At 75.4% G+C, this 14,089-nt stretch carries 11 protein-coding genes, 1 rRNA gene and 2 pseudogenes; 2 read left to right on the forward strand and 12 right to left on the reverse strand.

The window, feature by feature from the left end; translation table 11 throughout:
- Positions 1-115 precede the first annotated feature (115 nt).
- The 5 genes and pseudogenes from AB0953_RS34895 to AB0953_RS34915 form a co-directional block, all read right to left on the reverse strand.
- Positions 116-1,222 carry a glycosyltransferase family 4 protein gene (locus AB0953_RS34895; protein WP_366863623.1) on the reverse strand — a complete coding sequence of 369 codons (1,107 nt, stop codon included), beginning with the start codon at positions 1,220-1,222 and terminating at the stop codon, positions 116-118.
- Positions 1,223-1,485: 263 nt separating this feature from the next.
- Complete coding sequence (recN, locus tag AB0953_RS34900; RefSeq protein WP_366863632.1) at positions 1,486-3,204, reverse strand: DNA repair protein RecN; 1,719 nt, start codon at positions 3,202-3,204, stop codon at positions 1,486-1,488.
- A gap of 118 nt (positions 3,205-3,322) precedes the next feature.
- Positions 3,323-4,210, reverse strand: a pseudogene (locus AB0953_RS34905) (NAD kinase); the annotation flags it as partial.
- A gap of 107 nt (positions 4,211-4,317) precedes the next feature.
- Positions 4,318-5,133 (reverse strand): TlyA family RNA methyltransferase, encoded by an 816-nt coding sequence (locus AB0953_RS34910; protein ID WP_366863624.1) that lies wholly within the window; start codon positions 5,131-5,133, stop codon positions 4,318-4,320.
- Between the two features lie 7 nt (positions 5,134-5,140).
- Entirely contained in the window at positions 5,141-5,539 is a 399-nt protein-coding gene (locus AB0953_RS34915) for a hypothetical protein (RefSeq protein WP_366863625.1), read from the reverse strand.
- Positions 5,540-5,604: 65 nt separating this feature from the next.
- Here AB0953_RS34915 and AB0953_RS34920 point away from each other — a divergent pair, with 65 nt between their 5' ends.
- The gene (locus AB0953_RS34920) at positions 5,605-5,952 is read left to right on the forward strand and encodes an SCP2 sterol-binding domain-containing protein (protein ID WP_366863626.1); all 348 of its coding nucleotides are present in this window, start codon (positions 5,605-5,607) and stop codon (positions 5,950-5,952) included.
- Here AB0953_RS34920 and AB0953_RS34925 read toward each other — a convergent pair.
- Genes AB0953_RS34925 through AB0953_RS34940 form a run of 4 tightly spaced genes read right to left on the reverse strand, consistent with a single transcriptional unit; the run spans position 5,936 to position 10,099 of the window.
- Positions 5,936-6,868 (reverse strand): ABC transporter ATP-binding protein, encoded by a 933-nt coding sequence (locus AB0953_RS34925; RefSeq protein WP_366863627.1) that lies wholly within the window; start codon positions 6,866-6,868, stop codon positions 5,936-5,938. The two genes, AB0953_RS34920 and AB0953_RS34925, sit on opposite strands and share 17 nt — an antisense overlap.
- Complete coding sequence (locus AB0953_RS34930; RefSeq protein ID WP_366863628.1) at positions 6,865-7,941, reverse strand: iron chelate uptake ABC transporter family permease subunit; 1,077 nt, start codon at positions 7,939-7,941, stop codon at positions 6,865-6,867. The genes AB0953_RS34925 and AB0953_RS34930 overlap by 4 nt, the downstream gene beginning before the upstream one ends.
- Complete coding sequence (locus tag AB0953_RS34935; protein ID WP_366863629.1) at positions 7,938-8,993, reverse strand: iron chelate uptake ABC transporter family permease subunit; 1,056 nt, start codon at positions 8,991-8,993, stop codon at positions 7,938-7,940. Before AB0953_RS34935 ends, AB0953_RS34930 begins: the two co-directional genes overlap by 4 nt.
- A 59-nt stretch (positions 8,994-9,052) precedes the next feature.
- Positions 9,053-10,099: an HAD hydrolase-like protein gene (locus AB0953_RS34940; protein WP_366863630.1), complete on the reverse strand. Its 1,047-nt coding sequence runs from the start codon at positions 10,097-10,099 to the stop codon at positions 9,053-9,055.
- Positions 10,100-10,257: 158 nt separating this feature from the next.
- Here AB0953_RS34940 and AB0953_RS34945 point away from each other — a divergent pair, with 158 nt between their 5' ends.
- Positions 10,258-11,529, forward strand: a complete 1,272-nt coding sequence (locus tag AB0953_RS34945; RefSeq protein WP_366863631.1) for a DUF1015 domain-containing protein — start codon at positions 10,258-10,260, stop codon at positions 11,527-11,529.
- Positions 11,530-11,608: 79 nt separating this feature from the next.
- On the opposite strand, the gene AB0953_RS34950 is transcribed toward AB0953_RS34945, so the two are convergent.
- From AB0953_RS34950 to rrf, 3 genes and pseudogenes are all read right to left on the reverse strand, one after another.
- A complete protein-coding gene (locus tag AB0953_RS34950; RefSeq protein ID WP_366863633.1) occupies positions 11,609-12,478 on the reverse strand; it encodes a tetratricopeptide repeat protein in 870 nt (289 codons plus the stop codon).
- 126 nt (positions 12,479-12,604) lie between these two features.
- Positions 12,605-13,837: pseudogene (locus AB0953_RS34955) on the reverse strand (hypothetical protein); the annotation flags it as partial.
- Positions 13,838-13,998: 161 nt separating this feature from the next.
- A 5S ribosomal RNA gene (gene rrf / locus AB0953_RS34960) occupies positions 13,999-14,089 on the reverse strand; the annotation flags it as partial.

The raw sequence follows: 14,089 nt of genomic DNA on the forward strand, positions 1-14,089 counted from the left end.
GGGGGTGCAGGGGCGCAGCCCCGCAGCGGGGCCCGGGGCCGCAGGACCCGGTTTCGGGAAGGGGCGGGGAGGGGAACGGCTCCGCGCAGCGGCAGCGGCAGGCCGGCCGGGCCGGTCAGCGGCGGTGGGTCAGTTCGTCGTAGACGGACAGGATTTGGGCGACCGTGTCGTCCTCCGACGGCCAGGTGGCCGCCTGGGCCCGACCCGCAGCCGCCAGGGCCGCACGGCGGGCCGGGTCCGCCAGGAGGCCCGTGACCGCCTCGGCCAGGGCAGGGGCGTTGCCGTACGGGATCAGGACCCCCGCGTCGCCGACCAGGTCCGGGACCCCGCCGACCGCGGTGGCGACCAGCGGCACCCCCAGCCGCAACGCCTCCTGCGCCAGCAGCGACCGCGCCTCCCACCGACTCGGCAGCACCGCCACATCCGCCGCGGCGAGCAGCCGCCCCGCATCCCGCCGCCGCCCCAGCAGCCGCACCGGCAGCCCCTCGGCCTCGATCCGCCGGGCCAGCTCGCCGCGCAGCGGCCCCTCCCCCGCGACCACCACCAGCGGCGTCGGCTCCAGCACCCGCCAGGACCGGGCCGCGTCCAGCAGGACGGAGTACCCCCGGTGCGGCACCAGGCTGCCGATGGCGATCACGAGCGGCCGCTCCACCGCCCCCAGTTCGGCCCGCGCCTTGCCGGGGTCGGCGCCCGGCGGCGGCCCGGCGGGGGCGGCCACGGGGGCCAGGCGCGCGTCGCGGGCGCCGCGGGCCCGGGCGAGGTCCACCTGGTCGGAGGAGGCGCCGAGGACCACCGCCGCGGCCCGCGCGACCTGCCGCTCCAGCATCCCCCCGAGCCGCCCCAGCGGCCCCTGGGCCGCGGGGCCGCCGCCCTGCCAGCTGACCACCAGCGGCACGCGCCGCCCGCGCAGCGCGAGCAGGGCCCGCACGGCGGCCCGTACGCCGTGCGCGTGGACGACGTCCGCCCCGGCGCACGCGGCCCGCATCGCGCTCACCGCGTCGGGGGCGAACTGCGCCCCGGCGCCGGTGAAGTCGTACTCGCCCTCCGCCTCCACGGGGGCGCACACCGTGACCCGTACCCCGCGCGCGGCGAGCCCGGTCGTCAGCGACCGCACGTGGGCGCTGCTGTCCGCGCCGGCGCCGCCGAGGACCTGTACGGCGCGCAGGGGCGGCCGCCCGTACGGCTGCGCGGGGGCCGGGACCGGGGCCGGGGAGCTGCTCACGGGCCGAAGCTCCTGGGTGAGGGGGCAGAGACGCCGCCCAGGATGCCAGCCCGTACGCGCGTTCCGGGACCATACGGGTGCGGATCCTGCAGGAGATACCGTCACACGCCCCCGTGCCTCACCCACACGGCGTAGCGGGCCGTCACCCCGGCGCCACCGCCGCGCCACCCCGGGCCTCCCCCCGCGCCACCCCGCCGTGGCCGCAACGCGACGGGGCCCGGGGCGCGTCGTGCGCCCCGGGCCCCGTCGAGAGCCGCCCGGCGTCAGGCGTCGGCGCGCGCCGCGGCGAGGAGCTCCTCGGCGTGGGCCCGCGCGGACACGGAGTCCTCGTGCCCGGCCAGCATGCGCGACAGCTCCCGGACGCGGTCCTCTCCTTCGAGCACGGTGACGCCGCTGCGCGTCACCGAGCCGTCGTTGGTCTTCTCCACCAGCAGCTGGCGGTCCGCGAAGGCCGCCACCTGCGGCAGGTGGGTGACCACCACGACCTGGGCCGACTTGGCGAGCTTGGCCAGGCGCCGGCCGATCTCGACGGCCGCCTTGCCGCCGACGCCCGCGTCGACCTCGTCGAAGAGGTAGGTGGGCACCGGGTCGGAGCCCGCGAAGACGACCTCCACGGCCAGCATGACGCGCGAGAGCTCACCGCCGGAGGCGCCCTTGGCGATCGGCCGCGGCTGGGCGCCGGGGTGCGGGGCGAGGAGCAGTTCGACCTCGTCCGCGCCGGTGGGCCCGTAGGCGACGGTGCGGCCGCCGACCTCCACGCCGTCCTCGTCCTCCACCTGCCGGACGTCGATGGTCACCCGGGCGTGCGGCATCGCCAGCGAGGCGAGCTCCTCGGTGACCGCCGCGGCGAAGCGGGTGGAGGCCTCCACCCGCGCGTCCGTCAGGGCCTGGGCCAGCACCGACAGTTCGGCCCGCAGCCCGTCCCGCTCGGCGGTCAGCTCGGTGATCCGCTCGTCGTCGCCGTCCAGCTCCAGCAGCCGCGCAGAGCCCTTCTCGGCCCACTCCAGGACGGCGTCGATCGACTCGCCGTACTTGCGCGTCAGCTGGGTCAGGGCCGCCCGCCGCTCCTCCACCGCGGCGAGCCGCAGCGGATCGGCGTCCAGGTCGTCGGCGTACCCGGCCAGTTCGCCGGCCACGTCGGACAGCAGGATCTGCAGCTCCCCGATCCGTTCGGCGAGCGCGCCGAGGGCCGGATCGTGGGCGCGTACGGCGTCCAGGGCCCGGTGCGCGCCGGCGACGAGCGTGTTCGCGTCGACGCCCTCCGGGTCCTCGACGTCGCCGGCGAGCGCGGCGTGCGCGATCTGCGCCGCCGAGGCCAGCGATTCGGCGTGGCCGAGCCGCTCGGCCTCGGCCGCCAACTCCACGTCCTCGCCGGCCAGCGGTTCGACGGCCGCGATCTCCTCCAGGCCGAAGCGCAGCAGGTCGGCCTCCTGGGCCCGCTCCCGCGCCCGGGTGGTGATCTCCTCCAGCTCGGCCGCGACCGCCCGCAGCCGCCGGTAGGCGGCCGCGTACTTCTCCAGCGGGACGGCGACGGCGTCGCCGGCGTACCGGTCGAGGGCCTGGCGCTGCCGGGCGGGCCGCAGCAGGCCCTGCTGGTCGGTCTGGCCGTGGACGGCGACGAGCTCGTCCGCGAGCTCGCCGAGCAGTCCGACGGGCACGGAGCGGCCGCCGACGTGGGCGCGCGAGCGCCCCTCGGCGGAGACGGTCCGGCTGATCAGCAGGGCGCCGTCGTCGAGCTCGGCCCCGGCCTCCTCGGCGCGTACGGCGGCGGGCGCGTCGGGGCGCATGACGATGCGCCCCTCCACGACCGCCGCCTTGGCTCCGATCCGTACCAGGGCCGGGTCGGCGCGCCCGCCGAGCAGCAGCCCGAGGCTGGTGACGACCATCGTCTTGCCCGCGCCGGTCTCGCCGGTCACGGCGGTGAATCCGGGGGACAGCTCGACCACCGCGTCGTCGATGACCCCGAGCGACCGTATCCGCATCTCCTCAAGCACGGGACGACCATACCGAGGTTTCACCGGTGGCATGTGACGTCACCCGTCGGTGATTCTCCGAACGGATGTGCTATTAATGCAGGCCCGACGGGGACCGGGACGGGGACTAGTGGGGCGCTCCCCGCCAACCCGACACGGGCAGCGCGAACTTGGCGACGAGGCGGTCCGCGAACGACGCGTGGTGCAGCCGGGCGAGCCGCACCGGCACGGCGCCGCGCCGGACCTCCACCCGGGCCCCGGCCGGCAGCTCCAGCGTGCGGCGGCCGTCGCACCACAGCACACCGTGCGGGACGCCGGTCTGCACCTCCACCGCCAGCACCGAGTCCGGCGAGGTCACCAGCGGCTTGGCGAACAGCGCATGGGCGCTGATCGGCACCATCAGCAGCGCCTCCACCTCCGGCCAGACCACCGGCCCGCCCGCGGAGAAGGCGTACGCCGTCGAGCCGGTCGGGGTCGCACAGACGATGCCGTCGCAGCCGAAGCCGGAGACCGGGCGGCCGTCGATCTCGATGACCACCTCGAGCATCCGCTCGGGGGACACCTTCTGGACGGCGGCCTCGTTCAGCGCCCAGTCGTGGTGGACGACGTCGCCGTTGGACCGCACGAGCACGTCGAGGGTCATCCGGTCCTCGACCTCGTACGCACGGGTGACCACCCGGTCGACGACCTTGTCCAGGTCGTCGCGCTCGGCCTCGGCGAGGAAGCCCACGTGCCCCAGGTTGACGCCCAGCATCGGCACCCCCGAGCCGCGCGCGAACTCCGCCCCGCGCAGCAGGGTCCCGTCGCCGCCGAGCACGATCAGCAGCTCGCAGCCCTCCAGCACCTCACGGGTGCACTCGGGGACGAGCTCCACCTCGGGCGGCAGCGGCAGGTCGCGCGCCTCGTACTCCAGGACCCGCACGCCGAGCCCGCTCTTGAGCAGCCCCTGCACCACGAGCTCGGCGCTGCGGATGGCCGCCCGCCGCCCCGTGTGCGCGAGCAGGAAGACGGTGCGCCGCCCTGCGCCGCCGACCGCCCGTGCCGGATCCCCCGGACCCGCCGGACCTGTCGGACCTGTCGGACCTGTTGAAGCTGTTGAACCGTTCGCACCCGCTGTATCTGTCACTGCGGCCCCTCCGCCACTGCACGGTCGACATCCGCCGGGTCGAGTGCCGGTGCCCCCGCCCGCAGCCACAGAAAGTACTCGACGTTGCCCGACGGCCCCGGCAGCGGACTCGCCGTCACGCCCAGCACGCCGAGCCCCAGGGCCGCCGCCTGCGCCGCGACCCCGCGCACGGCCTCGGCGCGCAGCTCGGGGCTGCGCACCACGCCGCCGCTGCCGAGCCGCTCCTTGCCGACCTCGAACTGCGGCTTGACCATCAGCACCAGGTCGGCGTCCGGCGCGCAGCAGGCGACGAGCGCCGGCAGCACCAGGCCGATCGAGATGAAGGACAGGTCGCCGACGACCAGGTCGACGGGGACGCCGTCGAGCTGCTCGACGGTGAGCTCGCGGACGTTCGTGCGGTCCTTGACGGTGACCCGCTCGTCGCTCTGCAGCGACCAGGCGAGCTGCCCATAGCCGACGTCCACGGCCATCACGTGGGCCGCGCCGGCGCGCAGCAGCACGTCGGTGAAGCCGCCGGTGGAGGCACCGGCGTCCAGCGCCCGGCGGCCCTCGACGACGAGCCCCTGCGGCCGGAAGGCGGCGAGGGCGCCGGCCAGCTTGTGGCCGCCCCGGGAGACGTAGTCGGGGTCGCTGTCGTCCTTGAGGACCACGAGGGCCGCGCTGGTCTCGACCTGGGTGGCCGGCTTGGTCGCGGTGGTGCCGCCGACGGTCACCCGGCCCGCGGCGATCAGCTGCGCTGCGTGCTCCCGCGAGCGCGCCATGCTGCGGCGTACCAGTTCGGCGTCCAGGCGGCGGCGTGCCACTCCTGCCACGTTCGGTTCAGCTCCTGTTTTCGTACGGTCCGGGGACGGGCGGTGCGTCGAGCGCGGTCAGCGTGTCGCGCAACCCCCTGTGCACATCCTCGTACACCGCGGCGTGTCCGTCCGCCGGGAGGTGGTCGGCGTCCGCCAGCCGCTCCAGGTGCGCGTCAACCCCGGCGTGCCCGGTGGGCGTGCGGACCAGGCCCAGCGGCGCGGGCCCGGCCGGCCCGTCGGCCCCTGGGGGCCCGCCGGAGGCCTCCGCGGCCTCCTCGGCACCTGCGGGCGCAGCGAGGGCGAATGCGTCAGGTGCCCCGCGCCCCTCCTCGGAGGCGGCCGCGCCGGGCACCTCGGGTACGTCCGTCCCGGGGCCCGCGCCGGGGCGCGCGGCGGGGCGCGCGGCGGACACGTCGTCGGTCATGCCCCGACGCTACCCCGAACCGCCCGGGCGGCCACCCGCGGCTCTGCGGTACGGTCGAGATCACGATGGCTACGATCGAGGAGTGCCGAGCCGCACTCGACCGACTCTCCGACAACCTGGCGCGGGCCGAGGGCGACGTGCGCGGCGCGGCGGCGCTCGACCGCTCCCTGAGCTGCCACATCACCGACCTGGACCAGACCTTCACGGGCCGCCTGGCCGACGGCCGGATCCGGGTGGACGGGGTCGCCCCGGGCCCGCCCGCCGCGAAGGCCCAGATCCGGCTCGCGATGACCGGCGACGACCTGGTCGCGATGGTCGCGGGCGAGCTGAAGTTCGCCAAGGCCTGGGCGTCGGGCCGGGTCAGGCTGGAGGCGGGCTTCCGGGACCTGCTGAGGCTCAAGAGCCTGCTGTGACGGCCCCGGCGGTCCCTGCAGCCCCTGCGGCCCCGGCGGTCTCCTGAGCCCCGGCCTCACGAGCCCCGGCCTCCGCCCCGCACGGCTCACCCGCCGCGGGCTGCCGAGCGGCCCTGCGCGCCGCCGGGATCACCAGCGGCGTGCCCGTCTCCGGGTCGTCGATGATCCGGCAGCGCAGCCCGAAGACCCGCTCCACCAGCTCCGCCGTGACCACCTCGGCCGGCGGGCCCTCCGCGATGACCTTCCCGCCCCGCATCGCGATCAGGTGCGTGGCGTAGCGGGCGGCGTGGTTCAGGTCGTGCAGGACGGCGACCAGGGTCCGGCCCTGGTTCTCGTGGAGCTCCGCGCACAGGTCGAGCACGTCGATCTGGTGCTGGATGTCGAGGTACGTCGTGGGCTCGTCCAGCAGCAGCAGCGGCGTCTGCTGGGCCAGCGCCATCGCGATCCACACGCGCTGGCGCTGCCCGCCGGAGAGCTCGTCCACGGTCCGGTCGGCGAGCTCGGCGACCCCGGTGGAGGCCATCGACTCCCGCACGATCCGCTCGTCCTGCGAAGACCACTGCCGCAGCAGCCCCTGGTGCGGGTAGCGGCCGCGGGCGACGAGGTCGGCGACGGTGATCCCGTCCGGCGCGACGGAGGACTGCGGCAGCAGGCCCAGGGTCCTGGCGACCTTCTTGGCCGGCAGCGAGGAGATGGCCTGCCCGTCCAGCAGCACCTGCCCGGCGGACGGCTTCAGCATCCGCGACAGGGCGCGCAGCAGCGTGGACTTGCCGCAGGCGTTGGGGCCGACGATCACCGTGAAGGAGTGGTCGGGGATCTCCACCGACAGGTTCTCGGCGATGACCCGCTGCTCGTAGCCGAGGGTCACGTTCTGCGCGGTCAGCCGCTGCACGGGCGTACTCCTTGGGTTGCTCATACACGTCCCGCCCTGCGCTCGGTGACGAGCAGCCAGAGCAGATAGACACCGCCGACGAGGCCGGTCAGCACGCCCACGGGCAGCTGGTCGGCGCCGAACGCGCGCTGCGAGGCCCAGTCGGACAGCAGCAGCAGGACCGAGCCCATCAGCGCGCCGGTGAGCAGGTTGGAGCCGGGCGAGCGGGTCAGCCGGCGGGCCAGCTGGGGTGCCGCCAGGGCGACGAAGTTGATCGGTCCGGCCGCGGCGGCGGCCGCCGTGGTGAGCAGGACGGCCGCCAGCATCAGCAGCATCCGCATGCGCTCCACCCGCACCCCGAGGGCGTACGCCGCGTCGTCGCCCATCTCGGTCAGGCGCAGCGCCCGCCCCTGGAGGAGGATCAGCGGGAAGAGCACGGCGCAGGTGGCGAGCAGCGGCCACACCTGGCTCCAGTCGCGGCCGGCGAGCGATCCGGTCAGCCAGACCGTCGCGCGGGCCGCCTCGGTGTACCGGGCCTTGGTCAACAGGTAGTTGATGGCGGCCACGAGCATCGCGGAGGTGCCGATGCCGACCAGGACGAGCCGGTAGCCGTGGATGCCCCGCTTGTAGGACAGCACGTAGATCAGGACGCCGGTGAGCAGGCCGCCCGCCAGCGCGCCCCCGGCGACCGCGTTCGCGTCCCCCTTGAGGAAGACGATCACGACGAGGGCGCCGACGACCGAGCCGTAGCCGAAACCGAGGAGGTCCGGGGAGCCCAGCGGGTTGCGGGACAGCGACTGGAACGCGGCGCCGGACATCCCGAGCGCGGCGCCGACCAGCAGGGCGACCAGGACCCGCGGCAGCCGCAGGTCGTTGACGATGAAGTCGTGGGCGGGGGTGCCCTCACCGAGGAGGGTCCGTACGACGTCCGCCGGCGCGATCTCGAAGTCGCCGGTCCCGATGAGCACCACGCACAGCAGCGCCGCCACGCCGGCGAGCAGCAGCCCGACGGCCAGCGCCCGCGGCTCGGTGCGCACGGACAGTCCGCCGGGGCCGCGCAACGTCCGGGGCCGCGACAGCGGGCGCGAGCGCGCTCCGTCGGGGAGTTCGGCGGTCACAGCTGGGCCATCCTCTTGCGCCGGACGAGGTGGATGAAGACGGGTCCCCCGATGAACGCGGTGACGACGCCGACCTGGAGCTCGGCGGGCCGGGTGACGATCCGGCCGATGACGTCCGCGCCCAGCAGCAGCACCGGCGACAGCACCGCCGAATAGGCCAGCACCCAGCGCATGTCGGGCCCGGTGAGGATCCGCACCAGGTGCGGGACCATCAGCCCGACGAAGACGATCGGCCCGCAGGCGGCGGTCGCCGCCCCGCACAGCAGGGTGACGGCGGCCATGGCCGCGATCCGGGTCCGCGTCAGGTGGGCGCCGAGTGCCCGCGCGGTGTCGTCGCCCAGGGCCATCGCGTTCAGGGGCCGGCCCAGGGCCAGCGCGAGCACCGCGCCGGCCAGCAGGAAGGGCGCCACCTGGCGGACGGTGTCCATGGTGGCCGAGGCCAGCGAGCCCACGGTCCAGAAGCGCAGCTTGTCGAGGGCCCTGCTGTCCAGCAGCTGCACGGCGTTGATGTAGCCGACGAGGGCCGCGCTGGCGGCCGTACCGGCGAGGGCGAGGCGGACCGGCGTCGCGCTGCGGGTGCCGCCGAGCACGTACACGACGACGGAGACGACCGCGGCGCCGAGCAGGGCCCACCACACGTACGCGCTCATGGTGGCGGCCCCGAGGAAGCTGATGGCCGAGACCACCGCCGCCGCGGCGCCCGCGTTGACGCCGAGGATGCCGGGCTCGGCCAGCGGGTTGCGGGTCAGCGCCTGCATCACCGCGCCGGACAGGCCGAGGCCGAGCCCGGCCATCAGGCCGAGCAGGGTGCGCGGGACGCGCAGGTCGCGCACCACCACGTCGTCGGCCGTTCCCGTGAAGTGGAACAGGCCGTGCCAGACGTCGCCCAGGGCCATCGGCTTCGCGCCCACGGCGATGCTCGCCACCGCGACCGCGGCCAGCACGGCGAGGGCGGCCAGCAGACCGGCGGCGCGCGCCGCATGGCGGGCGCGCGGCGCGGCGAAGGGCGCCGCGCTCGGCGCGCCCGGTTCGGGGGGACTCTCGACCAACACGAGGTTAGGTTAGCCTACCCTGCGCCCGATCTTGCTGCCCGCCCGGGCAACCCTGCCGCCTACAGCTCGATCCGGGCCAGCGCCTTCCCCGCGTCCAGCGTGCACGAGCCCTCCCCGGCATGCGTCCAGGCCGCCGCACACAGCGCCCGCAGCCCGTCGACCGGGTCGCCCTCGCCCCGCAGGTCGAGCACCCCGTCCGTCGCGACCGCCGTCCAGCCCCCGCAGCGGAAGCCCCCGGCACCACCCGCACCCGCCTCCACCTCCACCTCCGGCTGGCCGGTCAGCAGCCCGCGCAGGTCCCGGTCCACGTACGTCGGCCGGTGCCGGGGCTCGGCCCGCAGCAGCTGCGCCCCGTCCGCGATGCCGGTGAGCACCAGCAGCGAGTCGACGTCCCCGTTGAACGCGCCCTCGATGTCGGTGTCCAGCCGGTCCCCCACCACCAGCGGCCGCTCCGCCCCGGTCCGCAGGACCGTCTCCCGGTGCATCGGGGGCAGGGGCTTGCCCGCCACCTGCGGCTCCGCGCCCGTGGCGATCCGTACGACCTCCACCGCGGCCCCGTTGCCCGGACCGATCCCCCGACCCGTCGGGATCGTCAGATCGGTGTTCGACGCGAACCACGGCACCCCGCGGTTGATCGCGTACGAGGCCTCCGCGAACCGCCCCCACGGCAGGTCGGGACCCCCGTACCCCTGGACCACCGCCGCGAGCCCGTCCTCGTCGGCCGACTCCACCGGCACCAGGCCCCGTTCGCGCAGCGCGACCCGCAGCCCCTCGCCGCCGATCACCAGCACCTTCGACCCCGGCGCCACCTGATCCGCGATCAGCCGGGCCACCGCCTGCGCCGAGGTGATCACCTCGGCGGCCTCGGTGGGGATGCCCAGCTCGCCCAGGTGCGCGGCGACCGCATCGGGCGTCCGCAGCGCGTTGTTCGTGACGTACGCGAGGTGCATCCCGTCGGCCCGGGCCGCCGCCAGCGACTCCACCGCGTACGCGATGGCCTCCCCGCCCGCGTACACCACGCCGTCCAGGTCCAGCAGGGCCGTGTCGTACACCTGGTGCAGGCTGCGCTGGCTGCCCGCCGGACTGGTCCTGCTCTGCCGGGTCATCTCTTCCGCTCCCTGCTCACTCGATCCGCTCGATCCGCTCCATCCGATCGGACTCGCACCGAGCGATCCGCACCGTCCGATCGGCCCCGGCCCCCTGCGCGCCGAGCACTTTCTCACCCGATCATCCCGCATCGCGAGACGCGCCTTACCATGCACCAATGACCACATCTGGCACCGCGCACGACGGACTGCGCCTGATCCCCTTCCACGGCCTGCGCTATGTCCCGGAACGCGTCGGCAGCCTGGCCGCCGTCACGTCACCGCCGTACGACGTGGTCGTACGCCCCGACGGAGTCGACTACCTCGAGTCCGCGGACCCGCACAACATCGTCCGCCTGATCCTTCCGCAGGCCGACACCCCCGCCGCCCGCAACGAGCAGGCCTCCCGGACCCTGCGCGACTGGCTCGCCAAGGGCGTCCTCAGCGCCGACCCCGAACCCGCCCTGTACGTGTACGAGCAGCGCAGGGGCAGGGTGCTCCAGCGCGGCCTGATCGGCGCCCTCGCCCTGTCCGAGGCCGACGCCGGCATCGTGCTCCCGCACGAGGACGTCATGCCGCACGTGGTCACCGACCGGGCCGGCCTGATGCGGGCCACCTCCGCCAACCTCGAGCCGCTCCTGCTCACCTACCGCGGCGGAGACGCCGCGGCCGGCGCCGCCGAGGTCGTCGAGCGCACCGCCCGGCAGCGGCCCCTGCTGGCCACCACCACCGAGGACGGCTTCCAGCACCGGCTGTGGGCCGTCACCGACCCCGCCGACCAGGCCGCCGTCGCCGCCGACCTCGGCCACCGCCAGGCCCTCATCGCCGACGGGCACCACCGCTGGGCGACCTACCTGCGCCTGCGCGAGGAGCACGGCTCCCCCACCGCCTGGGACTTCGGCCTCGTCCTGCTCGTCGACACCGTCCGCTACCCGCTCCAGGTCCGCGCCATCCACCGCATGCTGCACCGCCTCCCGGTCGCCGACGCGCTCGCCGCCGTACGCGGCGCCTTCCGCGTCCGCCCGGTCGACGGCCCGCTGCCCCTCGCCCTGGAGGCCCTCACGGACGCGGCCGAGCGCGGCAACGCCTTCCTCCTCACGGGTGACGGCTCCTTCCACCTGGTCACCGACCCGGACCCGGAGCTCCTGGAGCGCACCGTGCGCCGCGACCGGCCGGAGGCCTGGCGCCGGCTGGACGCCACCGTGCTGCACGCGACGCTCGTGGACGCCCTGTGGGAGATCCCGGACACCCCGGACCAGATCACCTACATCCACGACGCCGCCTCCACCGTCGCCATGGCGGAGCGGCACGGCGGCACCGCCGTGCTGCTGCACCCGGTACGGGAGGAGGTCGTCCGGGACCTGGCCCGCCAAGGCGTGACCATGCCCCGCAAATCGACCTCGTTCGGCCCGAAGCCGGCGACGGGCCTGGTCCTGCGCAGCCTGGACTGAGCAGCGGGACGCCCGGACGCGAAAGGGCGGCACCCCTCCGGGGGTGCCGCCCTTCCTCACTTCGCGGTCACTGCACGGCTCAGACCTGCTCGCGGCCCTTGCCCGGCTCGTCCTGCGCGTCCTGCTCCCCGTCGACGAGGTCGACGTCGGCGTCCGCCTCGGACTGCTCGGCCGGCTCGTACTCCTCGTCGTCCTCGTCGTAGTACTCGGCCTGGTCGGAGGCCCGCTCGGCGGCGGCGACCTCGGCCGGGTCCTGGCCGTCGTCGTCGCTGTCCTCGGCCTCGTCCTCGTCCTCGTCCTCGCCGAAGGCCTCGGTGTCGAGGGCGTCGACGAACTCGACCCCGTCGAGCTCCGCGAGGCGGTCGGAGGCGTCGGTCGCACCGTCCTTGTCCGACTCGACCGTCTTGGCGAACCACTCGCGCGCCTCGTCCTCGCGGCCGGCGGCCAGCAGGGCGTCGGCGTAGGCGTACCGCAGGCGCGCCGTCCACGGCTGGACGGCGTTGGACGCGAGCTCCGGGCTCTGCAGGGTCACGATGGCGGCGTCGAGCTGCCCCATGTCCCGGCGGGCACCGGCGGCGACCAGACGCATCTCGACCTGGCCGGCCTTGTCGAGCTTCTGCACCTCGGGCTCGCCGGCCATGGCCAGGGCCCGCTCCGGGCGGCCGAGGCCGCGCTCGCAGTCGGCCATCACGGGCCACAGCTCGACGGAACCGGTCATGCGCTTGGCGGCGCGGAACTCGGCGAGGGCCTCGCTGTACTTCTGCGTGGCGTACGCGGCGAAGCCGGCGGCCTCGCGGACGGCGGCGACGCGGGAGGCCAGCCGCAGGGCGATGCGCGAGTAGGCGTACGCCTGTTCCGGCTCCTCGTCGATCAGCCGGGCGACCATGACCAGGTTGCGGGAGACCTCCTCGGCCAGGCCCTTGGGCAGGCTCAGGAGCTCCTGGCGCACGTCGGCGTCGATCTCGAGGCCGGTGACGTCCTCGTCGATCGGGAGCCGCTTCACCGGCTCGCGGTCGCGGTCCGCACGGAAGTCGCGGTCGCCACCGCGGTCGTCGCGGCCGCCCCGGTAGCCGCCGCGGTCGTCGCGGCCTCCGCGGTAGCCGCCGCGGTCGCCACCGCGGTCATCGCGGCGCCCGTACGAGGGCCGCTCACCGCGGTCGTCACGGCGGAACCCGCCCCGGTCGCCACCGCGGTCGTCACGGCGCCCGTACGAGGGCCGCTCACCGCGGTCGTCACGGCGGAACCCGCCCCGGTCGCCACCGCGGTCGTCACGACGCCCGTACGACGGCCGCTCACCGCGCTCGCCCCGGTCGTCACGGCGGAAGGAGGAACGCTCGTCGTCGCGGCGCGGGTACGAAGGACGCTCGCCCCGGTCGTCACGGCGGAACCCGCCGCGCTCGTCATCGCGGCGCGGGTACGAGGGGCGCTCGCCACGGTCACCGCGGTCGTCGCGGCGGAACGACGGACGGTCGTCGCGACGGAAGCCGCCCCGCTCGTCGTCGCGGCGCGGGTACGCGGGACGCTCACCGCGGTCGCCCCGGTCGTCACGGCGGTAGGAGGAGCGCTCGTCGTCGCGGCGCGGGTACGAGGGACGCTCGCCCCGGTCGTCGCGGCGCGGGTAGGACGGGCGGTCCCCGCGGTCGTCACGACGGAAGGAGGGACGCTCCCCGCGGTCGTCACGACGCGGGTAGGAGGGGCGCTCACCGCGCTCGCCACGGTCGTCGCGGCGGAACGACGGACGGTCGTCGCGGCGGAAGGACGGTCGCTCGTCGTCGCGGCGGAAGCCGCCCCGCTCGTCGTCCCGACGCTGGTACGAGGGACGGTCGCCCCGGTCGTCGCGGCGGAACGGACGGTCCCCGCCGCGGTCGTCACGGCGCGGGTAGGACGGGCGCTCACCGCGGTCGTCGCGGCGGAAGGACGGACGGTCGTCGTCACGGCGCTGGAAGCCCGGGCGGTCGCCGCCGCGGTCGTCGCGGCGCGGGTAGGACGGCCGGTCGTCGCGGCGCGGGTACGAGGGACGGTCACCGCGGTCCCCGCGGTCGTCACGGCGGAAACCGCCGCGGTCGCCGGCGGGACGGCCGCCCCGGTCGTCGTCACGGCGCCCGTAGGACGGACGGTCGCCGCGGTCGTCGCGGCGGAACGGGCGGTCACCGCCCCGGTCGTCACGGCGGAAACCGCCGCCGGCGGGACGGCCGCCGCGGTCGTCACGACGGAACCCGCCGCGGTCGCCGCCCCGGTCGTCACGGCCCCCACGGTAGCCGCCCCTGTCACCACCGTCGTTGCGACGGGGCTCGCGCTCCGGACGATCGTCGGGAGAGTTGGACATGGGTGTGACTCCTGTCTTCGGGGTACCGCTAGTCATTCTCGCGCAACCAGCCCATGGCCGCGCTCCGGCGTAAAGAGGTGCAAAACAAAAGGACCCTTGGTCCTCAGCGTGAACGCTGAGGACCAAGGGTCCTTTGAAAGATTGTTCGGCGGCGTCCTACTCTCCCACAGGGTCCCCCCTGCAGTACCATCGGCGCTGAAAGGCTTAGCTTCCGGGTTCGGAATGTAACCGGGC

The sequence above is a fragment of the Streptomyces sp. NPDC046866 genome (assembly GCF_040704625.1).
GTDB lineage: Bacteria > Actinomycetota > Actinomycetes > Streptomycetales > Streptomycetaceae > Streptomyces.

Bases quoted from the DNA above. Each gene is read 5' to 3' on its own strand.
- recN (WP_366863632.1), bottom strand. From the start codon at position 3,204: ATGCGGATACGGTCGCTCGGGGTCATCGACGACGCGGTGGTCGAGCTG.
- AB0953_RS34915 (WP_366863625.1), bottom strand. From the start codon at position 5,539: ATGACCGACGACGTGTCCGCCGCGCGCCCCGCCGCGCGCCCCGGCGCG.
- AB0953_RS34920 (WP_366863626.1), top strand. From the start codon at position 5,605: ATGGCTACGATCGAGGAGTGCCGAGCCGCACTCGACCGACTCTCCGAC.
- AB0953_RS34925 (WP_366863627.1), bottom strand. From the start codon at position 6,868: ATGAGCAACCCAAGGAGTACGCCCGTGCAGCGGCTGACCGCGCAGAAC.
- AB0953_RS34940 (WP_366863630.1), bottom strand. From the start codon at position 10,099: ATGACCCGGCAGAGCAGGACCAGTCCGGCGGGCAGCCAGCGCAGCCTG.
- AB0953_RS34945 (WP_366863631.1), top strand. From the start codon at position 10,258: ATGACCACATCTGGCACCGCGCACGACGGACTGCGCCTGATCCCCTTC.